This is a genomic window from Caulobacter sp. DMC95 (assembly GCF_056313785.1).
Genome location: NZ_JBQUZP010000002.1, coordinates 657,993 through 681,008 on the forward strand (window position 1 = coordinate 657,993; position 23,016 = coordinate 681,008).

Below are 23,016 nucleotides of genomic sequence, written 5' to 3' on the forward strand. Positions count from 1 at the left end.
CTGGAGGTCTCAGGGGATCCAATCAGGTCGCTCGACGTGGATCGGCCGCCCGTCGACGCTGAGCGCGGCGCCCTCGATCCGGTCCAGCCGCAACAGGGCCATGGCTCGGCCGTCCCGACCGCTCAGCACCTCGCCGGCGCGCAGTTCGCCGGCCAGGACCTCGGCGCCGAAGGGGAGCGGCGGGCCCTCGAAGGTGACCGGCAGCATGCGGTTCTTGATCGTGCCGCGCCGCTTCATGCGGCTAGTGGTCTCCTGGCCGACAAAGCAGCCCTTCTTGAAGTCGATGCCCGCCAGCAGGTCGAAATTGGCGTCGATGGGGTAGGTCGTCTCGCTCCCCCAGTCGGCCGGTCCGGGAACACCAAGGGCCAGACGGTAGGCTTCGTAAGCGTCCTCGTCGGCATTGGTCGCGCGGTTGTCGTAGACGCGCGCGCCCAGGGCGGGCAGGCGGGGATCGGCGTAGAGGCCCTCGCCCGCCGCTTCGCCGCCAAACACCGCGATCACCGGGCGGTCGCTGGCCGCCAGCTCCACCTTGGCCCGGAGGCGATACATCGTCAGGCGCGTCAGGATGGCGTCGCGGTGCGTCGCCGCAACGTCCAGCAGGACGCCGTCCTCGGTTCCGGCCACAAACAGGTCGTAGAGCAGCTTGCCCTGCGGGGTCAGCAGGCCGGCGAAGCGCAGCTCGCCGACGGCCAGGGTCTCGACATCCTGGGTCAGGAGACCCTGCAGAAAGCTTCGCCAGTCCGGACCGGACACGGCGATGATGGCGCGAGAGGCGAGGCGGGCGAGGCGAGGTGCGGTCATGAGGGCACATGTGGCGCCGTGTCGCGGGCGACGCCAGTCCTTGAGGTAACTCAAGTGTTAACGTGGGGTGCGCCGACTCACCGACCGGCCTATAGGTGGACCGATGACACAGAGGGCCTTCCCGATCCTTTTCATCACGGCGACGCGTATCGGTGACGCGGTGCTGTCGTCCGGCCTGATCAAGATGCTGGCCGACCAGATCCCCAACGCGCGCTTCACGATCGTCGCCGGCCCCCTGGCCGCGCCGCTCTTCGCCCATGTCCCCGGCCTCGACCGCGTGATCGTCATGGAGAAGGCCAAGGGCAAAGGCCACTGGTTCAAGCTCTGGCGCCAGGTTCGCCACAAGAAGTGGGGGCTGATCGTCGATCTGCGCGGCTCGGCCACGGCTCTGTTCCTGCGTCGCGACAAGCGCGCCATCTGGAAGAAGATCCCCGGCGAGGTCGTCCACAAGGTGGTCGACGCGGCTCGCACGCTGAAGCTCGAAGGCGATCCGCCGCCCCCCTACCTCTACATTACGCCCGAGGTGCAGGCGCTGGCGGACGAGCTACTGGGCCTGCATGAGGGCGGCGAGACCGGGCCGATCCTGGCCGTGGGCCCAGCCGCCAACTGGATCGGCAAGGTCTGGCCGATCGAGCGCTTCACCCAGACCGCCGCTCAGCTGCTGGACAAGGACGGCCCGATGGCCGGCGGGCGGCTGCTGATCCTGGGCGGTCCGGAAGACACCCGCATGGTCGAGGAGCTGCGCATGGCCTCCGCCCGCGGCCGCACCATCGACCTGACCGGCAAGGTTGATTTGCTCACCGCCTATGCCTGCCTCAAGCGCGCAAGCCTGTTCATCGGCAACGACTCCGGTCTGATGCACATCGCCGCCGCCGCCGGTACGCCGACCATCGGGCTGTTTGGTCCCTCTGACGAGCGCCGCTATGCGCCCTGGGGCGAGCACGCTGTGGCGGTGCGCGGCCCGCGCTCGTTCGACCAGTTTCTGGCCATCGATCCCGAGCTCTCCCAGGCCATCCGCCACATGAGCGACCTGCCGGTGGCCACGGTGTTCAAGGCGGCCAAGGAACTGCTGGCCAAGGTGGGCGGCGATGTCCCGTCGGCGCCTGCCGCAGCCGAAGAGGCCGAGGCCGAGGCCGTGGCCCCCGTGCCCGAATCTGGCCTCGACGCCGAGGCGGCGACCGACTGGGTTGAGAACGCGCCCGCCGACTCGCCCGAAGAGCTTGCTCCGGCGGTCACGACGAAACGACGCGCGGCGCGGCCGAGGAAAGCCTGATGAAGTCCGTTCTTGCGCTTTGCGCGGTGATCATGCTGGCGCCGGCTGCGGCCTTCGCCGGAACGCCAGGCGAGCAGTTCTTCGACCGCCTGAGCACGCTGTGCGGCAAGACCTTCGCGGGCCAGGTCGTGGAAGGCGACGCGGCTGACGAGTCGTTCCGCAAGGCCGAGCTGGTAATGACCGTGGCGCACTGCGACGCCCGGCAAATCCGCATTCCGTTCCGGGTGGGCGAGGACCGCTCGCGCACCTGGATCATCACCCGGCTCGATGACGGGCGACTGCGTCTCAAGCACGATCACCGCCACGCCGACGGCGTCGAGGACGAGCTGTCACGCTATGGCGGCGACACGCTGGACCCAGGGTCGGCTGAACTGCAGCGCTTCCCGGTCGATGACGAGTCCAAGGCCCTGTTCACGCGGCTGAACCGGACAGTGTCCAACACCAATGTCTGGGCGCTGGGGCTCACCGACAGCCAGTTTACCTATGAGCTTTCGCGCCCGAACCGGCTGTTCCGCGTGGCCTTCGATCTGAGCAAGCCGGCGCCGTCAAAGCCCTGAGGGCGGGACCAAATGGTTGCCTGATCCGGTCGATCGTCCTAGATCGCCGGAAACCTTCCGGAGCCGTCCCATGACCCAGACCTTTGACCTGATCGTGCGTGGCGGCGAGGTGGTGAACCACGCCGGGCGGGGCTTCACCGACATCGGCGTGCGCGGCGGCAAGATCGTCGCGATCGGCGACCTCTCGCAGGCCAGCGCCGGCGAGGTGTTCGACGCCACCGGCCTGACGGTCTTGCCGGGCGTCATCGACAGCCAGGTCCACTTCCGCGAGCCGGGCCTGGAGTGGAAGGAAGACCTCGAGAGCGGCTCACGCGGCGCGGCCCTGGGCGGCGTCACGGCCGTGTTCGAGATGCCCAACACCGAGCCGACGACCACCGACCCCGACGCCCTGGCCGATAAGCTGGCCAGGGCCAAGAACCGGATGCACACCGACCACGCCTTCTATGTGGGCGGCACCCACGAGAACGCGACCTTCCTAGGCGAGCTGGAGCGCCTCCCGGGCTGCTGCGGGATCAAGGTGTTCATGGGCGCCTCGACCGGCTCGCTGCTGGTGCAGGACGACGAGGGCGTCGAGAACGTGCTGCGCCACGTCAACCGCCGCGCGGCCTTCCACTCCGAGGACGAGTACCGCCTGGCCGAGCGCCGCAGCCTCGCCCGTCCCGGCGACTGGACCAGCCACCCGGAAGTGCGCGACGCCCAGGCCGCCCTGCAGTCGACCCACCGTCTTGTGCGGATCGCCAAGAAGCTGGGCAAGCGCATCCACGTGCTGCACGTGACGACCAAGGAAGAGATCGACTTCCTGGCCGAGAACAAGGATGTCGCCTCGGTCGAAGTCACGCCGCAGCACCTGACCCTGGTGGCGCCGGAGGCCTATGAGCGGCTGAAGGGCTTCGCCCAGATGAACCCGCCGATCCGTGACGCGTACCATGTGGCGGGCGTCTGGCGCGGGATCGACGCCGGCATCGCCGACGTGCTGGGTTCCGACCATGCGCCGCACACCCGCGAGGAGAAGGCGCGTCCCTATCCGGCCTCGCCCTCGGGCATGCCGGGCGTCCAGACCTTGGTGCCGATCATGCTGACCCACGTGGTCGACGGGCGGCTGACCCTGGAGCGCTTCGTTGATTTGACCAGCCACGGCGTCAACCGCATCTTCGGCTTGGCCGACAAGGGCCGCATCGCCGAGGGCTTCGACGCCGACTTCACCATCGTCGACATGAAGGCTCGCCGCATCATTACTCACGACTGGATGGCTACCCGCTCGGGCTGGACGCCGTTCGACGGCTTCGAGGCCAAGGCCTGGCCGGTGGCGACGATCGTGCGCGGAACCGTGGTGATGCGCGACGATGAGATTATCGCCGAAGGCAAGGGGGAGCCGGTGCGGTTCCTCGAGACGCTGGCGCAATAACCTCCGACCGCCCCGGCGAACGCCGGGGCCCAGATCGTATGGCTTTGGGGCTGACGGGAAGGGGCGCTCCGCCAGCGTGAGCAGGCTCAGCGCTCTCCATCTGGACCCCGGCGTTCGCCGGGGAGGTCGGATGTTTTGTGCGTGCGGAGCATGTCCGTCCGCCTCCGAACCAACCACCGCCGCTCCGCCTCGCCCGGCGCCATCGCGATCGCCCGGTCATAGGCCTCCGACGCCGCCTCGACGCGACCCAGCCGCGCCAGAAGATCCGCCTGCACCGCATGATAGGGCTGGAAGCCGTCGAGCCGCTCGGCGTTCAGCGACTCGACCTCCGCCAAGGCCGCCGCCGGACCTGCGACCTCCGCCAGCACGACCGCGCGGTTGAGGCGGACGAACGGGTCATTTCCTGCGTCCAGCAGCAGGTCATACAGCGCCAGCAGGGTCGCCCAGGGCGGCGGTTCCGCTAGAGATCGTCGCAACGCCCAAGCCCCGTGCAGCGCCGCGCGTAGCTGGCGAGGTCCCGGACGGTTCAGCCGCGCGGCTTGACGCAACAGGGCGTCGGCCTCGGCGATCAGCGCGCGGTTCCATCGCGTCGGGTCCTGCTCGGCGAGGGGAACCATCGCGCCATCGGCGTCCAGTCGCGCCGGCCGCCGCGCCTCGGCGAAGCGCACCAAGGCGGCGAAGGCCAGCGCCTCGGGCTCGTTGGGCGTCAGGTCCGCAAGCACGGCGGTAAGATCCAGCATCTCGCGCGCGTAGCCGGCATGAGGCCCGGAGCCGGCGGCGTCCTCGTGAGCGCGGGCGTAGGCCACCTCCAGGGTCGAGAGCACCGCCGCCATCCGCCCAGGCCAGGCCTCGTGCCCCGGGACCTCGAACGACACGCCGGCCTCCGCGATCTTCTTCTTGGCGCGGGTCAGGCGCTGGAACATGGCCGGTTCGGCGACGAGAAAGGCGCGGGCGATCTCGGCGACCGAAAGGCCACAGACCAGGCGCAGCGTCAGGGCCGCGCGGGCCTCGGGCGCGACCGCCGGGTGGCAGCAGACGAAAATCAGTCGAAGCCGCTCATCGGGGATCACGCGCTCGTCGGCGGTCAGGATCTCCTCGGCCGACGGCGAAGGTTCCGGCGGCTCGGCGACGTGTCGGCGTCGAACGTTCCGCCTGCGGATCATATCCAAGGCGCAGCGGCGGGCGGTGGCGTAGAGCCAGGCCGACGCGTCCAGCGGTGGCGCGTCAGGCCACACCGCCGCCGCCCGCGCACAGGCCTCGGCATAGGCCTCTTCGGCCAGATCGAGGTCGCGGAAGGCGGCGGCGAGCGCGGCGACGATCCGGCCGCCGTCCCGCCGCGCGGATTGATCCAGAAGGCTCAATCTTCGTCGATGATCGGGCGCACCTCGACCGCGCCGTCGCCGGCGAAGGGGATGCGCTTGGCGATGGCCAGGGCGGCGTCGAGGTCCGGGACGTCGATCACGTAGAAGCCGCCCAGCTGTTCGCGCGCCTCGGCGTAGGGGCCGTCGTGCAGGGTGTCGACGCCGCGCGCCTTGCGCAGGGTGGTGGCGGTGTCCGACGATTTGAGGCCCTGGCCGCCGCGCAGCACGCCCTGTTCGGCCAGCTCCGCCGCCAGCGCCCCGTGAGCTGCGATGATCGCCTCCAGGCTCATGGCGCCCTCTTCGGCGTAGACCGTTTCGTTCTCGTACAGCAGCAGGGCGTATTGCATGGTCTTCTCCCATCGGCGCGCGACCATCGCAGCGCCTCGACCCCAGAGACGCGCCGGGTCACGCGGATTCGACAGCGGACACAAAAAAATGTCGAGAGGGGCGCGATGGCGCCGCGCCGATTGAACAGCGCTATGTCCCGCGACATAACAGGTCATGGACGGATCGACCCTGAACACAGCTCCCTTCCGCGACGCTCGCTACGCGCACCGCGCGTTGGAGGTCGAGCGACAGGGTGAGACGCTGATCCTGCGCAACCCCATGCCCTATTCGGACGCCGTGCGAACGACGACCGCGCCGCTGGCCTGCTGGGCTGAGGAAGCGCCGGACCGGGTCTGGCTGGCCGAGCGCGATGGCGAGGGCTGGCGCAAGGTGACCTACGCGGACGCCAAGACGCAGGTCGAAGCCCTGACGGGCGGACTGCAAGGTCTGGGACTTCACCGAGGCCAGCCCCTGCTGATCCTGGCGCGCAACGGGATCGACCACGCCCTGATCGCCTACGCCGCCATGAGCCTGGGCGCGCCGGCCGCACCGGTGTCGCCGCAGTATGGCCTGAAGGGCGCGGACCTCACGAGGCTGCAGCACGCCGTCGAACGACTGAAGCCCGCCGCCGTCTACGCTGATGACGCCGAGGCGTTCGGCGACGCCCTGGCCGCGCCGTTCCTAGCGGGACTGCCGGTGGTGGTCAGCCGCAACGCGCGGCCCGGCGACGTCGCCTTCGAAGCCTTACTGAAGAGCCCGCCGCTGGCGCCGACAGCCCAGCCGGACGACGTGGCCAAGCTGCTCTTGACCTCCGGCTCGACCGGACGCCCCAAGGCGGTGGTCTGCACCCATGCCAACATCGCCCTGAACGCCGCCCAGATCGAGGCCTGCTACGCCGATCCCGAGCCGCCGGTGCTGGTCAATTCCGCGCCGTGGAGCCACAGCCTGGGCGCCAACGCCATCCTGCACATGGTGCTGCACCGGGGCGGGACGCTCTATATCGACGCCGGCCAACCCGTGCCCGGGCGCTTTGGCGAGACGGTGCGCAACCTGTCCGAGGTGGCCACGACCTATCACAACATGGTCCCGGCCGGCTGGGCGATGTTCGTCGGCGAGCTGGAGCGTGACGAGACCCTGGCGGCGAAGTTCTTTGAAAAGGTGCGGGTGCTGCAATACGGCGGGGCCTCGATGGCCCAGTCGATTCTCGATCGCGTCCAGGCCGTGGCGGTCCGCACGGTTGGCGAGCGGATCACCTTCGCGGCCGGCTATGGGGCGACCGAGACCGGCCCGACGGCCTGCAACATCCACTGGCTGAACGCCCGCTCGGGCATGGTGGGCCTGCCCACGCCTGGGACGGCGGTGAAGCTCCTCCCAGCCGGCGACGGCGGCAAGTTCGAGATCCGCGTGAAGGGGCCGCAGGTCTCGCCGGGCTATCTCGACCAGCCCGAGGCCACGGCCCAGGCCTTTGACGAGGAGGGCTTCTACCGCCTGGGCGACGCGGCGCGGCTGGCCGATCCGGAGGATCCGGCGGCGGGGCTCGTGTTCGACGGGCGCCTCGTGGAGAACTTCAAGCTGGCCAGCGGCACCTTCGTCGCGGCCGGCGCCCTGCGGGTGGCGGCGGTGTCGGCGATCGGCGGCGTGGTCTCCGATGCGGTGGTCTGCGGCGAGGGCCAGGAGGGGGTGGGCCTTATGCTCTTTGTCGACGCCAAGGCGGCCGAACGCCTCGGCGACGCCGAGGCGGTGCGCGCGGCCATCGTCGAGGGCCTGGCGCGGATGAACGCAGCGGCCAAGGGCGGCGGCGGCCGGATCGCCCGCGCCCTGATCCTGGACGGCGCGCCCGACGCGGCCAGCGGCGAGCTGACCGACAAGGGCTATATCAACCAGGCCCTGGCGCGGGATCGGCGTCCGAGGGAGCTAGCGCGGTTGTTCGCTGAGGCGCCGGACGAAGGGGTGATGGTGTTCTAGAGGGGCTACGCCTCCGCCGAGACATTTTCTCTCGTCATCCCGGCCGCAGCGAAGCGGAGAGCCGGGACCCAGGGGTCACCGCACTGCGCTTGGCCCCTGGGTCCCGGATAGCCTCTGCGAGGCTTCCGGGATGACGGTAGATCTGTGTTTGCGGTGTCGAGCGTTCTGATCTGCGCAAACGACGTCAGGAGTCACGCCGCCTCGGCGCGCTCTGCGACCAACGCCCCCGCCACGCCCAGGCAGATCAGCAACTGCCCGAAATAGTACAGTCCCCAGACGCCCAGGCCCGTGGCCAGGTTGTCGGGCAGCGGGCCCAGGCGGCCGAAGATCAGCAGGTCCGAGACCACGAACATCAGCGCGCCCAGGCCGACGGTCTTGAAGGGGAACCTGCTCATCAACGCCGTGGCGGCCATCACCGCCAGGAACAGGCTGTAGAGGGCGATCCCCGGCGCTGCGGCGCGGTCAGCGGGCAGCAGGAACGACACCGCGACGACAACCGGGATCAGCGCCAGCGGCGCCAGCTTCCCGGCCTTGCGGTGGCGAAGATAAAGGCTGCTGGCCACCACATGTCCCAGCAGGAACGAGATCGCGCCGACCGTCAGGCCGTGAGTCTCCAGCAGCACGTCGCCGCCGGTCCCCAGCGCCATGACGGCGGCCAGCAGCCAGCCGTCCAGCGATCGGGCCCGGAGCGCAGCGTGGATCGCCAGAAGGGCTACGCCCGCGCCTTTCCAGGCCGTCTCGACGCCCGGCGGCAGGGCCAGTCCCCAGCTGGCCACATAGCTGACCCCTGCGATCACCGAGGCGATCAGAGTCCACCGCGCTGCCGCGCTCATTCCTTGCATGGTCTCTTCCCCCGCTTTTTTTGCAGACTGCGCTGCCCCGACCGCCTCGCGCAATCGGCTTGATGCGCCCCCGGGTTGGCGCGGCCGGCGAAATGTCGGAAGGAAGGGGCATAGGTACGGAGAAGACCATGAACGGCGCGGACGCCCTGATCATCACCCTGGCCGACAACGGCGTGACCGCCTGTTTCGCCAATCCCGGCACCAGCGAGATGCAGTTCGTCTCGGCCCTGGATCGCGAGCCGCGCATGCGCAGCGTGCTCTGCCTGTTCGAGGGCGTGGCCACCGGCGCGGCCGACGGCTATGGCCGCATGGCCGGCAAGCCCGCCTGCACCCTGCTGCACCTGGGGCCCGGCTACGCCAACGGCGCGGCCAATCTGCACAACGCTCGCCGGGCCTTCACGCCGGTGGTCAATGTCATCGGCGACCACGCCACCTATCACCGCGACTTCGACGCGCCGCTGAACAGCGACATCGCCGCCCTGGCCGCGCCGAACTCGCTCTGGGTCAAGTCGGCCGAGACCGCCGACAGTGTCGGACCCTTGGCCGCCGAGGCTATCATCGCCAGCTACGGGACCCCTGGCGGCAACGCCTGTCTCGTCCTGCCGGCCGACGCCGCTTGGAACGAAGCGACCACGAAGGGACCGGTCGTGACGCCGCCCGCCTTCGCCGCGCCCGATGCGGCGGCGGTTGAGGCCGTCGCCAAGGCCCTGGGCGGCGCGACAAGGCCCGTGCTGTTGCTCGGCTCGGGCGCCTGCGGCCAGGAGGCGCTGACCGCCGCCGGGCGATTGGCCGCCCACGGCGTGCGCGTGCTGACCGACACCTTCACCGCCCGCCAGGCGCGCGGCGAGGGTCGGTTCCGTCCCGACAAGCTGCCCTATTTCGGCGAGCTGGCGCTAAAGGACCTCGATGGCGTCGATCTGATGGTGCTGGTCGCCACCCAGACTCCAGTGGCCTTCTTCGCCTATCCCGACCGCCCGAGCGTGCTGGTTCCGGAGGGCTGTACGATCGAGGCGCTTTGCGGTCGCGAGGTCGACGCGGCGGCGGCGCTCAACGCCCTGGCCGATGCGCTGGGCGCGCCGGCTGCGGGTCCGGTCGAGACCTACGCCGCCCCGGACGCGCCGGCCGGACGCCTGGACGCCTGGGCGATCGGCGCCGCGATCGCGCGGCATATGCCCTCGGACACCATCATCTCCGATGACGCCGTGACGGCGGGCCTGCCGATTTTCACCCAGACCAAGGCGGCGCGCGCGCATGACTGGCTGTCGCTGACAGGCGGCGCCATCGGCCAAGGGATTCCGCTGGCGATCGGCGCAGCGGTGGCCTGTCCGGACCGCAAGGTCCTGGCCCTGACCGGCGACGGCGCGGGTATGTACACGGTTCAGGGGCTCTGGACGGTGGTGCGCGAGAAGCTGGACGTAACGGTCGTCGTTTTCGCCAACCACGCCTACCGCATTCTCGGCATTGAACTGGGTCGCACCGGCGCCGGCAATCCGGGTCCCGCCGCCTCGAAGCTGCTGGACCTGGGCGATCCGCGCATCGACTGGGTCAAGCTGGCCGAAGGCATGGGCATGGCCGCCGAGCGGGTCGCGACCGCCGAGGCCTTTGACGACGCGTTCGCCCGCGCCATGGCCACCCGCGGGCCGCGCCTGATCGAAGCGGCGATGTAGAGCGGCTTCGTCCCTTTCCGCCCAAAGAAAAAGCCCGCCCGGATCGCTCCGGGCGGGCTCTTTTTTGTCAGGCTGTGACCGGGATCAGGCCTTCGGCTTGTTGGTCGGCAGCTTGCAGCCGCCGCCGATGCCCTTGGCCTGGGCGCAGGAGAGGAACTCCTTGGCCGCCGGCTTGGCGACGCCGATCGGATAGCCCAGCACCCAGCCCGGCAGGCCGTCCGAGCAGGCGACTTCGACGAAGCCCTCGCTGTCGGTCGAGCCGATGATGCGGGCGTCCGAGACCTGGCAAGAGGCCTTATTGAAGCCGACCAGATCCTTGGTCAGGCGGGCGTACTGCGTGTCCTTCTTGGTGAAGGAGCAGCGGTAGCCGTTCATCTCGGCGGTCAGGCAGTCAAAGACCTTGCCGTCGGTGGCGGTGAACACGGCGATGCCGCCGACGTCGCTGCCCTTGCACTTCAGCTCGACGATTTCCTTCTTCGGGTCGTTGGTCGGCAGCATGCCGTACTTCTCGACGTCGCAAGTGAAACCAGCCTTGCCGGCGAGCTTGCTGTAGAAGCCGGCCTGCTCGGTCTGAGCGGCCACCGCGTCGGTCATGGTGCAGCCGCCGCCGACGAAGCCGGCTTGGGCGCAAGGGATCGCGCGGTTGAAAGCGCCGGTGGCCGAGGTCTGCTGGTAGATGTAGCCCTTGCCGTCGTCGCAGGCGACTTCGAAGTAGTTGTCGGCCTTGGTGCTGAGGACGTAGCGCTTGTCCTTGATCGCGCACTTGGTGCCCGCAGCCGCAGCGGCCGTGTTGAGCGTGTCGACGACCTGGAGCTGGGTCTGGCGGTTGGTCAGCTTGCAGCTGACATTGCCGCCTTCTTCGTACAGCAGGCAGCTGTTGACCGCGACTTCGCCACCGATGTTCATCGGCGCGGTGGTCTGGACGATGTAGCCCGCGCCGCCCTTACAGGCGACTTCGAAGTACGAGTTCTTGGCGCCCGAACCGATGGCGCGGGTGTTCTCGATCTCGCAGTTGGCGCCGCCCTTCTTGACGTAGGCGTCGAGGCCCGCGCCGGGGTTGGCGTTGCCGGGCAGGATACAGGCCAGACCGCCGACCTTGCCGTCCGGGCCCGGTTGGCTCGACTCAAGGCAGCTGTAGACTTGCGGCGCGGTGTCCTTCTTGGCGACGAGCGCGAAGCCCATGCCTTCGTTACACGCGACTTCGAAGTACTTGGCGCCCGCCTTCTTGTCCTCGCCGATGTAGCGAGCGTCAGAAACGGTGCAGCTGGCGCCGCTGGCCTGCATGATCGCCGGCGCTTCCTTCATGCCTGCTTCACGCGCCTTGGCGTCGATGGCGGGCTTGCCCTTCTGTTCCTTCTGCGCCGAAATAACGGCGGACGGAACGAGTACGGCGACCGCGAGGGCGGCCGTCAGGCCGATCGCGAAAGGCCTCATGGGATACATCTCCTGGGTGGATTCCTCGCGCGGACATAAGCGCGTGCTTGCATCGGGGGTCAAGATACCGTCCGACCTAGGCGTGATCGTGACCGCCCTTACGGGCAAAAAATGGGTAAGATCCGGAACAAGCGTCGGTCCACTGGCGCGTGGGGAGAGTGAAATGCGCGACGGGTTCGAGGACGAGACGACGGAAGCGGCGTCGGAGCCGAAGAGGGCGGGGCGACTCGTCTATCCGTTCGAGACGGCGCCGGAGCAGGGCTCGGGCCAGGCGGTCGAGGTCGCGCCGGGCGTGTTGTGGCTCCGCATGCCGCTGGGCGGCTCGCTGCAGTTCATCAACGTCTGGGCCATTGCGGACGGCGAGGGCTGGGCGGTGGTCGATACCGGCATCCAGACCCGCGAGACCAGCCAGGCCTGGCGCGCGGCCTTCGCCGAGGCGCTGGGCGGCAAGCCGATCACCCGGGTGATCGTCACTCACCTGCACCCCGACCACATCGGCCTCGCCGGCTGGATGACGCGCAAGTTCGACTGCCGGTTATGGATGACGCGGCTGGAATACTTCCAGTGCCGCATGCTGGTGGCCGACACCGGCCGCGAGGCGCCGGAGGACGGCGTGCGATTCTTCCGCGCCGCCGGTTGGGACGAGGACGCGATCGAGAACTACAAGGCCCGTTTCGGCGGCTTCGGCAAGGCGATCTACGCCCTGCCTGACAGCTATCGCCGCCTGACCGACGGTGAGGATTTCGACATCGGCGGCCGGATCTGGCGCGTGGTCACCGGCCAGGGCCATTCGCCCGACCACGCCTGCCTGTGGTGTCCAGAACTCAAGCTCCTGATCTCGGGCGACCAGGTGCTGCCGCGCATCTCGTCGAACGTCTCGGTGTTCCCGACCGAACCGGACGCCGACCCGCTGTCGGACTGGCTGCGCTCGCTGGCCAAGGTCAAGGCGACCGTGCCCGACGATGTGATCGTGTTGCCGGCGCATAATGATCCGTTCGAGGGCCTGCACACCCGCATTGACGCCCTGATCTCGGGTCACGAGCGAGGCCTGGCGCGGCTGGAGAAGAAGCTCTCCGAGCGCAAGCGCGTGGTCGACACCTTCGGCGCGCTGTTCGCCCGTCCGATCGGGCCGGACCTTCTGGGGATGGCGACCGGCGAGGCCCTGGCGCACCTCAACTGCCTGATCGGCCGAGGCCGGGTCCGTCGCGAATTGGAGGGCGACGGGGTGGCCTGGTACGCGGCGAATTCTAGCGAAGCTTAAAAACGAGCGTTTGACATTTCGCATGTGAAATATACGGTTGGCGCATGTCCACGCCGCCCAACCGTCGACTGGTCTTCCTGCTGAACGCCGGCCACCGGCGCGTGCAGCGCTGGATCGAAGGCAGGATGGCGGCCGAAGGCGGGCTGACGGCAGCTCAATCAGGCGTGCTGTTCTTCCTCGGCGAGCGCGACGGCGCCCTGATCGGCGAGGCGGCTGACGCCCTCGATCTGGCCCCCTCGGCCATGACCGGCCTGATCGACCGCATGGCGCGGGCCGAACTGGTCGAGCGCCGCGCTGATGCGAAAGATGGGCGAGCCATGCGCCTGCACCTGACCGACAAGGGCCGCATCGCCCGCGATACGGCCAAGGCCGGTCTGCGCGGTGTCAACGCTCAACTGACCGAAGGCTTCACGGACGCGGAAATCAGCGTGGTCTCGCGCTGGCTGACCAGTCTGCAGACCAAGTTCCCCAAGGGAGACCCGCAATGACCGACCATGTGAAGGTGCAGATCGACGCCGGTGTGATGACTCTCACCCTGGCGCGACCCGAGAAAAAGAACGCGCTGTCCAACGCGATGTACGGGGTGCTCGCCGACAGCCTGGAGGCGGCCGAGAAGGACCCAGCCATCCGCGTGGTGGTCTTCCAGGGCGACGGCGACAGCTTCACCGCCGGCAACGACCTTCAGGACTTCGCCGCCCAGGCCACCGGCGCCTTCAGCGGCGAGCGTCACGTCACGCGGTTCCTGAAAGCCCTGGCCCACGCCACCCGCCCCCTGATCGCCGCCGTGCAGGGTCAGGCGGTCGGGGTGGGGACGACCATGCTGCTGCACTGCGACCTCGTCTTCGTCAGCCCCGACGCGCGCCTGACGACGCCGTTCGTCAACCTGGCCCTGGTGCCGGAGGCGGCGTCGAGCTGGCTGCTGCCGGCCCGCATCGGCCACGCCCGCGCCTACGCCATGTTCGCCCTGGGCGAGGCGGTGGACGGGGCGACGGCGGTGGCCTGGGGCCTAGCCAACGGCCTGGCGGAGGGCGATGCGCTGCGGGCCCGCGCCCGGGCCGCCGCCGACCAGCTGGCCAAGCGTCCGCTGGGCGCCCTGACGGTCACCAAGCGCCTGATGCGCGACGCCGAGAAGATCGCCGCCCTGATGGACACCGAGGGCGCGGAGTTCGCTGCGCGCCTGCAGACAGCCGAAGCCCGCGAAGCCTTCATGGCCTTCGCCGAGCGCCGCGCGCCCGACTTCAGCAAGGTCGGCTAGGTCGTTCCAAGCTCAGCCCGCACGATGTCTTTGCGGACTGGCGCGATCCGGATGTAGCGTGGCCGACAGAACAACATAGCGGGAGGAAACGGGCATGAGCGGACGGATCACATCGCCTTTCGGGGCCAAGTCGACGGCGCGCGAGATCGTAGCGGGTCATGACCTTTCCGGTCGCGTGGCCATCGTCACCGGGGCCGCCACCGGCATCGGCGTGGAAACAGCGCGCGCACTCGCCTTGGCCGGCGCCGAAGTCATCATCGCCGCCCGGAAGCCCGAGCTCGGCGAAGAGGTCGCCAACGCCATAAACGAGGAGGCCGGCTCCAAGCGGGTCAGCTTCGGCATGCTGGATCTGTCCAGCCTGGAGGCCATCCGTCACTTCGCGAACGTGTGGGGCGATCGCCGCATCGACATCCTGATCAACAACGCCGCCGTCATGGCCAGTCCGCTGATGCGCACCGCCGACGGCTTCGAGATGCAGTTCGGCACCAATCACCTGGGCCATTTCCTACTGTCGGTGCTGCTGACCCCGAACCTGATCGCCGGCGCCAAGGCCAGCGGCAAGCCGTCCCGCCTGGTCTCGCTGTCGTCGATCGGCCACCGCCGGTCGGGAATCCATTTCGACGATCCCAACTACAACACCCGCCCCTACGAGAAGTGGGAGGCCTATGGCCAGGCCAAGACCGCCAACAGCCTGTTCGCGGTGGGCTTCGACAAGCGCTTCAAGGACCAGGGCGTCCACGCCAACGCCGTGATGCCGGGCGGCATCCTGACCCCGCTGCAGCGCCATCTGCCGATCGAGGAGCAGCGCGCCCTGGGCTGGCTGGATGAGAACGACCAGCCGCGCGAGGGCTTCAAGACGACCGAGCAGGGCGCGGCGACTAGCGTCTGGGCGGCTGTCGGCGCCGAGCTGGAGGGCGTCGGCGGCCTCTACCTTGAGGACTGCAACCAGGCGCTGCCCTGGAGCAAGGACAACCCCTGGACCGGCGTCATGCCTCACGCCCTGGATCCGGAGGCCGCTGATCGGCTCTGGGACCTGTCGGTGGATATCGTCGGGGCCGGCGGCTGATGGAGCGCGCCTCGACGCTGCGCCTGGCGGGCGTGGCGGTGTTGCTGGGCGTGGCGATCGACGTCGTCGCGCCCTTCCTGATCTATCCGCGTCTGGTCGAGCCTCAGCCGCATCTGGTCTACACGCTGATCGATCTGCTCTTGCTGATCGGCATGCTGGGCGCGCGAGCCCTAAGCGCCCGCGCGACGGGATTTGTGGGCCTTACGGGCTTTGTCCTGGCGATCCTGGGCGTCCTCTTGGTGCGGACTTCGTCAGCCGAGGTGTTCGGAGAGGCGTCGTACATGATCGCCTCGGCCGTGTGGTCGATCGGCATGGCGGTCTGGGCCGTGGGCCTCTTGCGAGCGCGCGTGCTGCGGCTAGCGGCGGGCTTCTGGATCGCTGCCCTGGTCGTCGGGCTGGTCGGCCTGGCGCTGAAGGATCACGGTCCCGTCGCGCACATGGCCAAGATGACCTTCCTGCTCGGCTTCGCTGCCGTCGGCGTTCAACTGTTCAAAGCGCGTGGAGAGTCCGCATGAGCCTCAAGAACAAGACCCTGTTCGTCACCGGCGCCTCGCGCGGCATCGGCCTGGCCATCGCCGTGCGCGCGGCCCGCGACGGGGCCAATGTGGTGATCGCGGCCAAGACCGCCGAGGCCCATCCCAAGCTGCCGGGCACCATCTACACCGCCGCCAAGGCGATCGACGACGCGGGCGGCAAGGCCCTGCCGCTGGTCGTCGACGTGCGCGAGGAGGCCAGCGTCCAGGACGCGGTCGACAAGGCTGTGGCCCAGTTCGGCGGCATCGACATCTGCGTCAACAACGCCTCGGCCATCTCGCTGACACCGACCCTGATGACCGACATGAAGCGCTATGACCTGATGCACCAGATCAATACGCGCGGCACGTTCGTCACCTCCAAGGCCTGCATCCCGCACCTGAAGAACGCCGAGAACCCGCACGTGCTGATGCTGTCGCCGCCGCTGGACATGTCGCCGCGCTGGTTCGGCTCGCATGTGGCCTACACAATGGCCAAGTTCGGCATGTCGATGTGCGTGCTGGGCATGGCCGAGGAATTCAAGCCCGACGGGATCGCCTTCAACGCCCTGTGGCCACGCACCGGCATCGCCACGGCGGCCATCCAGTTCGCCCTGACCGGCGAGGAGGGCCTGCGCCATTGCCGCACGCCCGAGATCATGGCCGACGCGGCCTATGCGGTGTTCAACAAGCCGTCGCGGGACTTCAGCGGCAACTTCCTGATCGACGACACCTTCCTCTATGGCGAGGGCGTGCGCGATTTCGACCATTACAAGGTCGACCCGACCGCCAGCCTGATGCCGGACTTCTTCGTGCCCGAGAGCAGCGAGCCGCCGCCGGGGGTGAAGATCGGGTGATTGGTTCGCGTCCTTCGAGGCGCGCTCAGGAGCGCGCAACTCATGATGAGGACGGCTTTATTGAAGCCCTCATCCCCAGGCGTGAGGCGAAGCCGAGCCTCGAAGGACGCTAGACCTCACCGCTTATTCTTCGCGCCCGCCCGCGCCGCCACGGCCAGCGACTTGCGCGCCCAATCCAGCAGGATGTCCTGGTCGTCCAGGGCCTCGGCGGGGGCGGTCCAGTAGGCCATGGTCTTGCCCTCCTCAAACGGGGCGAAGGCCTGCGAGCCGGCCGCCTCGAATTCGATCTTCAGGGCTTCGTCGCCCTTCAGATAGAGCACGTCGTCGGCGATCAGGGCGAAGAACAGGCCGTTCGCATAGACGCCGACTCCGCCGAACATGCGCCGCGCGCTGACCTGTCCCAACGGGGCCAGCTGCTCCAGAACGAAGTCCCTGTAGTCGTCGGATACCGCCATGCCCGTCACCGTCCGCCCCGCCACGCCCGCTGATGCTGGCCTGATCCACCAGTTCATCCTTGATCTGGCCGAGTATGAAAAGCTGCTCGACACCGTCCAGGCGACTGAAGGCGACACGGCGGCGGCCCTGTTCGGCGACAAGGCCCGCGCCTTCGCCGACATCGCCGAGATCGACGGGGAGCCGGTCGGCTTTGCGCTGTGGTTCTACAATTACTCCACTTTCGTCGGCCGGCACGGGATCTATCTGGAGGACCTGTTCGTGCGACCCGCCTCGCGCGGCTCGGGTGCAGGCAAGGCGCTGCTGGCCAACCTGGCCAAGCGCTGCCTTGACGAGGGCCTTGGTCGCCTGGAGTGGACGGTGCTGGACTGGAACGCTCCGTCGATCGCCTTCTATGACAGCCTTGGCGCGGCCGCGATGGATGAGTGGATCATCCGCCGCATGACAGGCGAGCCGCTGCGGAAACTGGCGGGGCTCTGAGGTCTTCCTCCCTCGCGAAGCGGGGGAGGTGTCGCGGTGCGGATACGCGCCGTGACGGAGGGGGCCCTGGAGACGGAGGACGCCCCCACCGTCACGACGCCTTTGGCGTCGCGCCACCTCCCCCGTTTTACGGGTGAGGAGGACTACTCCAGCCGGTCGGCCTTGCGCAGTTCGGGGAATAGGAAGGCCCAGAGCGCCGTGACCGCCATGGCCCCAACGCCGCCGAACACCGCCGCGCCGATCGGGCCAAGCAGCCAGGCCGCCGCGCCGCTCTCGACCTCGCCCAGCTCGTTGGAGGCGCTGATGAACACGCCCGAGACGGCCGCGACCCGGCCGCGCATGGCGTCGGGGGTCACGATCTGCACCAGGGTCTGGCGGACATAGACGCTGAGCATGTCGGCCCCGCCCAGCACCGCCAGGGCCGCGACCGAGAGCCAGACCAGCTTGGAGAGGCCAAAGACCACCGTGGCGAGGCCGAAGACTGCGACGCCGGCGAACATGATCTTGCCGGCGTGGCGGCGGATTGGGTTGGCCGCCAGATACAGTCCCACCAGGCAGGCGCCGATCGCCGGCGCGGCGCGCAGCAGGCCAAAACCCCCAGGGCCGATGTGCAGCACGTCCTTGGCGAACACCGGTAGCAGCGCGGTCGCGCCGCCGAGGATCACCGCGAACAGGTCCAGCGAGATCGAGCCGAACACGATCTTGTTGTTCCAGACGTAGGACAGCCCCTCCTTGATCAGTTCGACCCGTGAGCCGGGCTGCTGCTCGGGCTTCGTGGGCTTGCGGATGGCCAGCGCCAGCAGGGCCGCCACCAGATAGAGGCCGAATGCGGCCCCGAACGCCAGGGCCGGCGAGTGGATCAGCAGCAGGCCGCCGAGCGCCGGTCCGCCAATCGACCCGGCCTGCCAGGACAGCGACTGCCAGGCGATGGCGCGGGGCAGCAGCGGGCGCGGCACCAGCATCGGGCCCATGGCGCTGCTGGCCGGCGACAGGAAGGCGCGGCTGGCGCCGAACAGCACCGAGATCGCGAAGATCGGCCAAAGCTGGTGCGAGCCCATCAGGGCCAGGACCAGCAGCACCCCGGCGCTGATGGCGTCCAGGGCCAGGGTGGCGGCGACGATCAGCTTGCGGGTTCGCCGGTCAGCGGTCTCGCCCGCCACCAGCGTCAGCAGAAACAGCGGCAGGAATTGCGCTAGACCGATCATGCTGACCAGGAAGGCCGACTCGCCGACCGACTTTGTCAGGCGGGCGATGGCGTAGACCTGCCAGCCCAGCGCCACCGACTGGATCTGCACGCCCAGGGTCGAGACGAACCGCGCCGCCCAGAAGAGGAGGAAGTCACGCTCCCGCAACAGGGCGCGGGTAGGGTTCTCGAGCACGGGCTCGGACGGCGGAGTGGCGGTGTCGGACATGGCCGCCGACCATAAGGCCAAGTCGTCGCACCGCAACGTTGTTGACCTAAGAAAGCCTTGGCCCTACAGCGCGCGCATCTCCTGGAGGATTTCAGGCATGCGACGCCTGCGACGAATGAAGCGCGAACGCGCCACGACCTGAACCCCTCCCGCGCGCCTTCGTGTCGGGAGCCCCCGACGCCCTTTCGCATTTCCCGAAGGCCGATGACCTCCGTTCACAAGTCTGTTTCCCCCGAGCCCTATCCGCCGCTGGTCCACGAGACCCCGGCGATGGAGGCTGCTGTGACCGCATTGATTGACCGGGTCTTTGGCCCTGGCCGATTCGCCAAGTCGTCCGAGCGCCTGCGCGAGGGCAACACCCTGCTGGCCGACTGCTCGTTCGTGTCGCTGCGTGACGGCGCGCCCGTCGGCTGCGTGCGGATGTGGCCGGTGACGATCGGCGGGGAGCCCGTCGCCTTCCTGGGGCCCTTGGCCGTCGATCCCGACGAGCGCAGCGCGGGTCTGGGCCAGGCCCTGGTCGAGGCCGCCTGCGAGGCCGCGCGCGCGGCCGGGTGGCGGGCGGTGCTGCTGGTGGGCGACGGCCCCTATTTCGGCCGCGTCGGCTTTTCCAACGCCCACACGGCCGGGGTCGTCATGCCAGGACCCGTGGATCAGCGCCGCGTGCTGCTGTTGCCGCTGCGTGAGGGCGGGGACCAGGGGCTCTGCGGCCTCGTGGCCGTTGACCCTCGCGCTTGAGCCGGAGCGTCGGACGGCCTAACTGAACGGGCATGACCGACACGCCCTTCAAGTCTGGCCTGGATGGCGTCGCTCAATCCGCGAAAGCGGCGGGCGAACGCGGCCTGCCGCCGGTCCACCTCTGGAACCCGCCGCACTGCGGCGAGATCGACATCCGCATCCGCAAGGACGGCGTCTGGTTCCACGAGGGCACGCCGATCGGCCGCGAGGCGCTGGTGCGGCTGTTCTCCACCGTGCTGCGCCTGGACCCGGACGGCTACCACCTGGTGACGCCGGTCGAGAAGATGAAGATCACCGTCGAGGACGCGCCGTTCATCGCCGTACGCGTGGACCGCGAGGGCGAGGACCTCGTTTTCCAGACCAATGTCGGCGACACGGTCACGGCCAGCGCCGACAATCCGATCCGCGTCACGATAGACGAAGAGAGCGGCGAGCCTCGCCCCTATGTCCACGTCCGCCGCGGCCTGGAGGCCTTGATCGCGCGTTCGGTGTTCTACGAGCTGGCTGAGCTGGCGGTGGAAGAGGACGGCGTCTGGGGCGTGCGCTCGGGCGGCGCGTTCTTCCCGATCGCCGCGCCGGGCAAGGGTCTGGCATGACCCGCGAGGAGCGCCGCGCCTGGATCACCAGCCGCCTGCATCCGATCGCCGACTATGATCCCAGCCTGGCCAATCCGCTGCGCTCGGACTTCGACCTCAATCCGGGCCTGAAGGTCGACAATCCGCACGCTCTGCGTCCCGCCGCTGTGCTGGTGGGCCTGGTCGAGCATGACGATGGCCCCACTATTTTGCTGACCCGGCGGTCCGACACCCTGCGCAGCCACACCGGCCAGATCGCCTTTCCGGGCGGTCGCTGCGATCCCGGCGAGACGCCGTGGGGCACGGCGCTGCGTGAGGCGCAGGAGGAGGTTGGGCTGGATCCCGCCCTCGTGACGGTCGCCGGCCTGCTGCATGGCTACCAGACCGTGACCGGCTTCCATGTGACTCCCGTCGTGGGTTTCATCGATCCCAAGGCTACTTTCATCCCGAGTCCTGAAGAGGTCGCCGACGTCTTCGAGACGCCATTCGATTTCCTGATGGATCCGGCCAACCACCAGCGCCAGCACCGCGAGGTTCCGGGCGGCGCGCGCCGTCACTTCTACGCCATGCCGTGGAACGATCGGTTCATCTGGGGGGCGACGGCGGGCATGCTGCGCTCTCTCTACGAGGCCCTCCATGACGAAAGCGGACGGACCCCCTCCGAATAGGGCATTTCTTGTCTGGCGAAGCCAGGGCTTCCTGGCCTAACAATGTCGCCCCTTCGCTGGAGGGGATCGGACGCGTGAGTGGGAGTCAGGCGTTGAGCAGTGAAACGATCGGCGACGCGCCCTGGATCGCGCTTCCGGAGACCAAGGCGGTCATCGCCGCGCTGGAAACGCGCGGCTACGCCGGCTGCGCGCGGTTCGTCGGCGGCTGCGTCCGCAACACGGTGATGGGCAAGCCTGTCGACGACATCGACATCGCCACGACCCTGACGCCGGATCTGGTGATCGACGCCCTTGAGCAGGCGGGCCTGCGCGCCATTCCGACCGGCGTCGACCACGGCACCATCACGGCGGTGTCCGGCGGTCGTCCCTATGAGATCACCACCTTGCGCAAGGACGTCTCCACCGACGGTCGCCGTGCGGTGGTGGCCTTCACCCAGGACTGGAACCAGGACGCCGAGCGGCGCGACTTCCGTTTCAACGCCCTCTACGCCGATCCGGAAGGCCGGATCTATGATCCGACCGGCGAGGGGATCCGTGATGCGCATGAGGGGCGCGTGGTGTTCGTCGGCGACCCGATGACCCGCATCCGCGAGGACTATCTGCGCATCCTGCGCTTCTTCCGCTTCCAGGCCTGGTACGGCCGGGGCGAGCCCGACCAGAAGGCCTTGGCCGCCTGCAAGGCGCTGAAGGGCATGGTCTCGGGCCGCGCCGCCGAGCGCACCCAGAAGGAACTGATGAAGATGCTGGCGGCGGACGATCCGCGTCCGGCCTTCCGACTGATGGCCGCCACCAGCGTGCTGTCCTCGATCCTGCCGTCGGTGAAGTCGCTGGCGCGTTTCGAGGCCCTCGTCGGCATCGAGACCGAGCAGTTGTTCGAGAACGATCCGGACCTGCGCCTGGCGGCGCTGATCCCCGACGATCCCAAGGTCGCCGAGCAGCTGGCCGAGCGCCTGCGTCTGCCCAACAATGTGCGGGACCGTCTGGTCGAGGCCGTGGGCAAGAACCCGCGCGTCGTCTCGTGGATGAGCCCGCGCGAGGCGCGCCGGGCGGTCTATGGTCTGGGAACCCGCACTTTCTGTGATCGCGTCAAGCTGGCCTGGGCCGGCTCTGGCCGCGACTCCACCGCCCCGCAGTGGCGGGCCCTGCTGGCCCTGGCCGAGACCTGGACTCCGCCGGCCTTCCCGCTGTCGGGCGAGGAGGTGATGAAGGCCGGCGTGCCTAAGGGGCCGATGGTCGGCGAGGTGATGCGCGAGATCGAACTCTGGTGGATCGACCAGGACTTCATCGAGGACAAGTTCAGCGCGATCGAGCGCCTGAAGGCTGTGGCCCAGGGCATGGTCTACTGATCGCCGTGATGACGCGCAGGCTGAAGATCGGACTGCTGGAGACCGGCGAGCCGCCGGGCCCGCTGAAGGCGACCTATGGCGGCTATGGCGCGATGTTCGAGGTCCTGTTGGGCGACGCGCACAGCTACCGCGCCTATGACGTCCAGCGCGGCGAGCTGCCGGCGCATCCGGGCGAGAACGACGCCTATGTGATCACCGGCTCCTCGGCGGGCGTCTATGACCCGTTGCCGTGGATCGAACCGCTGAAGGGCTTTCTGCGCGCCGCCCGTGGCGAGACGCCCTTGGTCGGGGTCTGTTTTGGTCATCAGGTCATGGCCGAGGCGTTCGGCGGCAAGGTTGAAAAGTCACCCAAGGGCTGGGGCGTCGGCCTGCAAGCCTATGCCGTGGCCGAGCGCGCCGCCTGGATGGATGAGGCCGCAGAGGTGGCCGTGCCAGGGTCGCATCAAGACCAGGTCGTGGATCTGCCGCCCACGGCGCAGGTTCTGGCCGGCAGCGCGTTCACGCCTTACGGTATCCTGGCCTACGAGAACGAACGGGCGATCTCGATGCAGTTCCACCCCGAGTTCACGCCCGACTACGCCAAGGCCTTGATCGAGGCGCGTCGCGGGACGCGCTACACCGATCCTCAGGCCGACGCGGCGATCGCCAGTCTGGACGGTCCCAACGATCGGGCGCGGATGGCCGACTGGATCAGGCGGTTCCTGGCTCAGGAAACCGCACGCTAAGCTGAGGCGTTCGGTCTCCAGCACTGCTGGAGGGAACGC

25 protein-coding genes and 1 pseudogene are annotated in these 23,016 nt (G+C 68.8%); 18 read left to right on the forward strand and 8 right to left on the reverse strand.

Annotated features, from left to right (window positions below):
- Positions 1 to 9: 9 nt before the first annotated feature.
- Positions 10 to 801 (reverse strand): CAF17-like 4Fe-4S cluster assembly/insertion protein YgfZ, encoded by a 792-nt coding sequence (gene ygfZ, locus ACT53N_RS07115; protein WP_476063240.1) that lies wholly within the window; start codon positions 799 to 801, stop codon positions 10 to 12.
- 103 nt (positions 802 to 904) lie between these two features.
- Here ygfZ and ACT53N_RS07120 point away from each other — a divergent pair, with 103 nt between their 5' ends.
- The 3 genes from ACT53N_RS07120 to ACT53N_RS07130 all read left to right on the forward strand — a co-directional run bounded on the left by ACT53N_RS07120 (position 905) and on the right by ACT53N_RS07130 (position 4,036).
- Positions 905 to 2,074, forward strand: a complete 1,170-nt coding sequence (locus tag ACT53N_RS07120) for a glycosyltransferase family 9 protein (protein WP_476063241.1) — start codon at positions 905 to 907, stop codon at positions 2,072 to 2,074.
- On the forward strand, positions 2,074 to 2,631 hold the full coding sequence (locus ACT53N_RS07125; protein ID WP_476063242.1) for a hypothetical protein: 558 nt from the start codon (positions 2,074 to 2,076) through the stop codon (positions 2,629 to 2,631). Before ACT53N_RS07120 ends, ACT53N_RS07125 begins: the two co-directional genes overlap by 1 nt.
- A 70-nt stretch (positions 2,632 to 2,701) precedes the next feature.
- Positions 2,702 to 4,036, forward strand: coding sequence for a dihydroorotase (locus ACT53N_RS07130; protein ID WP_476063243.1), 1,335 nt, complete (start codon positions 2,702 to 2,704; stop codon positions 4,034 to 4,036).
- Between the two features lie 86 nt (positions 4,037 to 4,122).
- On the opposite strand, the gene ACT53N_RS07135 is transcribed toward ACT53N_RS07130, so the two are convergent.
- Both ACT53N_RS07135 and ACT53N_RS07140 read right to left on the reverse strand, forming a co-directional pair.
- On the reverse strand, positions 4,123 to 5,397 hold the full coding sequence (locus ACT53N_RS07135) for an RNA polymerase sigma factor (protein ID WP_476063244.1): 1,275 nt from the start codon (positions 5,395 to 5,397) through the stop codon (positions 4,123 to 4,125).
- A complete protein-coding gene (locus ACT53N_RS07140; protein WP_476063245.1) occupies positions 5,394 to 5,744 on the reverse strand; it encodes a YciI family protein in 351 nt (116 codons plus the stop codon). The genes ACT53N_RS07135 and ACT53N_RS07140 overlap by 4 nt, the downstream gene beginning before the upstream one ends.
- 154 nt (positions 5,745 to 5,898) lie before the next feature.
- On the opposite strand from ACT53N_RS07140, the gene ACT53N_RS07145 reads away from it, so the two are divergent.
- Entirely contained in the window at positions 5,899 to 7,689 is a 1,791-nt protein-coding gene (locus tag ACT53N_RS07145; protein WP_476063246.1) for a feruloyl-CoA synthase, read from the forward strand.
- A 29-nt stretch (positions 7,690 to 7,718) separates the two neighbouring features.
- Here the strand turns inward: ACT53N_RS07145 and ACT53N_RS07150 are convergent.
- Both ACT53N_RS07150 and ACT53N_RS07155 read right to left on the reverse strand, forming a co-directional pair.
- Positions 7,719 to 7,859 (reverse strand): annotated as a pseudogene (locus ACT53N_RS07150) (hypothetical protein); the annotation flags it as partial.
- A 21-nt stretch (positions 7,860 to 7,880) separates the two neighbouring features.
- Positions 7,881 to 8,531 (reverse strand): lysoplasmalogenase family protein, encoded by a 651-nt coding sequence (locus ACT53N_RS07155; RefSeq protein WP_476063247.1) that lies wholly within the window; start codon positions 8,529 to 8,531, stop codon positions 7,881 to 7,883.
- A gap of 128 nt (positions 8,532 to 8,659) precedes the next feature.
- Here ACT53N_RS07155 and ACT53N_RS07160 point away from each other — a divergent pair, with 128 nt between their 5' ends.
- Positions 8,660 to 10,198, forward strand: a complete 1,539-nt coding sequence (locus ACT53N_RS07160) for an acetolactate synthase large subunit (RefSeq protein WP_476063248.1) — start codon at positions 8,660 to 8,662, stop codon at positions 10,196 to 10,198.
- An 84-nt stretch (positions 10,199 to 10,282) separates the two neighbouring features.
- On the opposite strand, the gene ACT53N_RS07165 is transcribed toward ACT53N_RS07160, so the two are convergent.
- Entirely contained in the window at positions 10,283 to 11,641 is a 1,359-nt protein-coding gene (locus ACT53N_RS07165) for a hypothetical protein (protein ID WP_476063249.1), read from the reverse strand.
- Between the two features lie 154 nt (positions 11,642 to 11,795).
- Between ACT53N_RS07165 and ACT53N_RS07170 the strand changes: the two genes are divergently transcribed.
- From ACT53N_RS07170 to ACT53N_RS07195, 6 genes are all read left to right on the forward strand, one after another.
- On the forward strand, positions 11,796 to 12,893 hold the full coding sequence (locus tag ACT53N_RS07170; RefSeq protein ID WP_476063250.1) for an MBL fold metallo-hydrolase: 1,098 nt from the start codon (positions 11,796 to 11,798) through the stop codon (positions 12,891 to 12,893).
- A 44-nt stretch (positions 12,894 to 12,937) separates the two neighbouring features.
- The gene (locus ACT53N_RS07175) at positions 12,938 to 13,381 is read left to right on the forward strand and encodes a MarR family winged helix-turn-helix transcriptional regulator (RefSeq protein ID WP_476063251.1); all 444 of its coding nucleotides are present in this window, start codon (positions 12,938 to 12,940) and stop codon (positions 13,379 to 13,381) included.
- A complete protein-coding gene (locus ACT53N_RS07180) occupies positions 13,378 to 14,148 on the forward strand; it encodes an enoyl-CoA hydratase-related protein (protein ID WP_476063252.1) in 771 nt (256 codons plus the stop codon). Before ACT53N_RS07175 ends, ACT53N_RS07180 begins: the two co-directional genes overlap by 4 nt.
- A gap of 94 nt (positions 14,149 to 14,242) precedes the next feature.
- The gene (locus ACT53N_RS07185; protein WP_476063253.1) at positions 14,243 to 15,214 is read left to right on the forward strand and encodes an SDR family NAD(P)-dependent oxidoreductase; all 972 of its coding nucleotides are present in this window, start codon (positions 14,243 to 14,245) and stop codon (positions 15,212 to 15,214) included.
- Positions 15,214 to 15,729: a hypothetical protein gene (locus ACT53N_RS07190; protein ID WP_476063254.1), complete on the forward strand. Its 516-nt coding sequence runs from the start codon at positions 15,214 to 15,216 to the stop codon at positions 15,727 to 15,729. The genes ACT53N_RS07185 and ACT53N_RS07190 overlap by 1 nt, the downstream gene beginning before the upstream one ends.
- Positions 15,726 to 16,583, forward strand: coding sequence for an SDR family oxidoreductase (locus tag ACT53N_RS07195; protein ID WP_476063255.1), 858 nt, complete (start codon positions 15,726 to 15,728; stop codon positions 16,581 to 16,583). The genes ACT53N_RS07190 and ACT53N_RS07195 overlap by 4 nt, the downstream gene beginning before the upstream one ends.
- A 116-nt stretch (positions 16,584 to 16,699) precedes the next feature.
- On the opposite strand, the gene ACT53N_RS07200 is transcribed toward ACT53N_RS07195, so the two are convergent.
- Complete coding sequence (locus ACT53N_RS07200) at positions 16,700 to 17,047, reverse strand: TfoX/Sxy family protein (protein WP_476063256.1); 348 nt, start codon at positions 17,045 to 17,047, stop codon at positions 16,700 to 16,702.
- Between ACT53N_RS07200 and ACT53N_RS07205 the strand changes: the two genes are divergently transcribed.
- Positions 17,037 to 17,516, forward strand: coding sequence for an N-acetyltransferase family protein (locus ACT53N_RS07205; RefSeq protein WP_476063257.1), 480 nt, complete (start codon positions 17,037 to 17,039; stop codon positions 17,514 to 17,516). The two genes, ACT53N_RS07200 and ACT53N_RS07205, sit on opposite strands and share 11 nt — an antisense overlap.
- 143 nt (positions 17,517 to 17,659) lie before the next feature.
- On the opposite strand, the gene ACT53N_RS07210 is transcribed toward ACT53N_RS07205, so the two are convergent.
- Entirely contained in the window at positions 17,660 to 18,928 is a 1,269-nt protein-coding gene (locus tag ACT53N_RS07210; protein ID WP_476063258.1) for an MFS transporter, read from the reverse strand.
- A 97-nt stretch (positions 18,929 to 19,025) separates the two neighbouring features.
- On the opposite strand from ACT53N_RS07210, the gene ACT53N_RS07215 reads away from it, so the two are divergent.
- From ACT53N_RS07215 to ACT53N_RS07240, 6 genes are all read left to right on the forward strand, one after another.
- The gene (locus ACT53N_RS07215) at positions 19,026 to 19,070 is read left to right on the forward strand and encodes a hypothetical protein (protein WP_476063405.1); all 45 of its coding nucleotides are present in this window, start codon (positions 19,026 to 19,028) and stop codon (positions 19,068 to 19,070) included.
- A gap of 62 nt (positions 19,071 to 19,132) precedes the next feature.
- The gene (locus ACT53N_RS07220) at positions 19,133 to 19,663 is read left to right on the forward strand and encodes a GNAT family N-acetyltransferase (RefSeq protein WP_476063259.1); all 531 of its coding nucleotides are present in this window, start codon (positions 19,133 to 19,135) and stop codon (positions 19,661 to 19,663) included.
- Between the two features lie 32 nt (positions 19,664 to 19,695).
- Positions 19,696 to 20,259: a DUF1285 domain-containing protein gene (locus ACT53N_RS07225; RefSeq protein ID WP_476063260.1), complete on the forward strand. Its 564-nt coding sequence runs from the start codon at positions 19,696 to 19,698 to the stop codon at positions 20,257 to 20,259.
- Positions 20,256 to 20,906, forward strand: coding sequence for a CoA pyrophosphatase (locus tag ACT53N_RS07230; protein ID WP_476063261.1), 651 nt, complete (start codon positions 20,256 to 20,258; stop codon positions 20,904 to 20,906). The genes ACT53N_RS07225 and ACT53N_RS07230 overlap by 4 nt, the downstream gene beginning before the upstream one ends.
- 92 nt (positions 20,907 to 20,998) lie before the next feature.
- Complete coding sequence (locus tag ACT53N_RS07235; protein WP_476063262.1) at positions 20,999 to 22,252, forward strand: CCA tRNA nucleotidyltransferase; 1,254 nt, start codon at positions 20,999 to 21,001, stop codon at positions 22,250 to 22,252.
- 20 nt (positions 22,253 to 22,272) lie between these two features.
- On the forward strand, positions 22,273 to 22,977 hold the full coding sequence (locus tag ACT53N_RS07240; RefSeq protein WP_476063406.1) for a glutamine amidotransferase-related protein: 705 nt from the start codon (positions 22,273 to 22,275) through the stop codon (positions 22,975 to 22,977).
- Positions 22,978 to 23,016 lie beyond the last annotated feature (39 nt).

Bases quoted from the DNA above. Each gene is read 5' to 3' on its own strand.
- ACT53N_RS07210 (WP_476063258.1), bottom strand. From the start codon at position 18,928: ATGTCCGACACCGCCACTCCGCCGTCCGAGCCCGTGCTCGAGAACCCT.
- ACT53N_RS07165 (WP_476063249.1), bottom strand. From the start codon at position 11,641: ATGTATCCCATGAGGCCTTTCGCGATCGGCCTGACGGCCGCCCTCGCG.
- ACT53N_RS07180 (WP_476063252.1), top strand. From the start codon at position 13,378: ATGACCGACCATGTGAAGGTGCAGATCGACGCCGGTGTGATGACTCTC.
- ACT53N_RS07175 (WP_476063251.1), top strand. From the start codon at position 12,938: ATGTCCACGCCGCCCAACCGTCGACTGGTCTTCCTGCTGAACGCCGGC.
- ACT53N_RS07195 (WP_476063255.1), top strand. From the start codon at position 15,726: ATGAGCCTCAAGAACAAGACCCTGTTCGTCACCGGCGCCTCGCGCGGC.
- ACT53N_RS07205 (WP_476063257.1), top strand. From the start codon at position 17,037: ATGCCCGTCACCGTCCGCCCCGCCACGCCCGCTGATGCTGGCCTGATC.
- ACT53N_RS07130 (WP_476063243.1), top strand. From the start codon at position 2,702: ATGACCCAGACCTTTGACCTGATCGTGCGTGGCGGCGAGGTGGTGAAC.
- ACT53N_RS07160 (WP_476063248.1), top strand. From the start codon at position 8,660: ATGAACGGCGCGGACGCCCTGATCATCACCCTGGCCGACAACGGCGTG.
- ACT53N_RS07190 (WP_476063254.1), top strand. From the start codon at position 15,214: ATGGAGCGCGCCTCGACGCTGCGCCTGGCGGGCGTGGCGGTGTTGCTG.
- ACT53N_RS07185 (WP_476063253.1), top strand. From the start codon at position 14,243: ATGAGCGGACGGATCACATCGCCTTTCGGGGCCAAGTCGACGGCGCGC.
- ACT53N_RS07225 (WP_476063260.1), top strand. From the start codon at position 19,696: ATGACCGACACGCCCTTCAAGTCTGGCCTGGATGGCGTCGCTCAATCC.
- ACT53N_RS07220 (WP_476063259.1), top strand. From the start codon at position 19,133: ATGACCTCCGTTCACAAGTCTGTTTCCCCCGAGCCCTATCCGCCGCTG.
- ACT53N_RS07125 (WP_476063242.1), top strand. From the start codon at position 2,074: ATGAAGTCCGTTCTTGCGCTTTGCGCGGTGATCATGCTGGCGCCGGCT.
- ACT53N_RS07170 (WP_476063250.1), top strand. From the start codon at position 11,796: ATGCGCGACGGGTTCGAGGACGAGACGACGGAAGCGGCGTCGGAGCCG.
- ACT53N_RS07140 (WP_476063245.1), bottom strand. From the start codon at position 5,744: ATGCAATACGCCCTGCTGCTGTACGAGAACGAAACGGTCTACGCCGAA.
- ACT53N_RS07230 (WP_476063261.1), top strand. From the start codon at position 20,256: ATGACCCGCGAGGAGCGCCGCGCCTGGATCACCAGCCGCCTGCATCCG.
- ACT53N_RS07155 (WP_476063247.1), bottom strand. From the start codon at position 8,531: ATGCAAGGAATGAGCGCGGCAGCGCGGTGGACTCTGATCGCCTCGGTG.
- ACT53N_RS07120 (WP_476063241.1), top strand. From the start codon at position 905: ATGACACAGAGGGCCTTCCCGATCCTTTTCATCACGGCGACGCGTATC.
- ACT53N_RS07145 (WP_476063246.1), top strand. From the start codon at position 5,899: ATGGACGGATCGACCCTGAACACAGCTCCCTTCCGCGACGCTCGCTAC.
- ygfZ (WP_476063240.1), bottom strand. From the start codon at position 801: ATGACCGCACCTCGCCTCGCCCGCCTCGCCTCTCGCGCCATCATCGCC.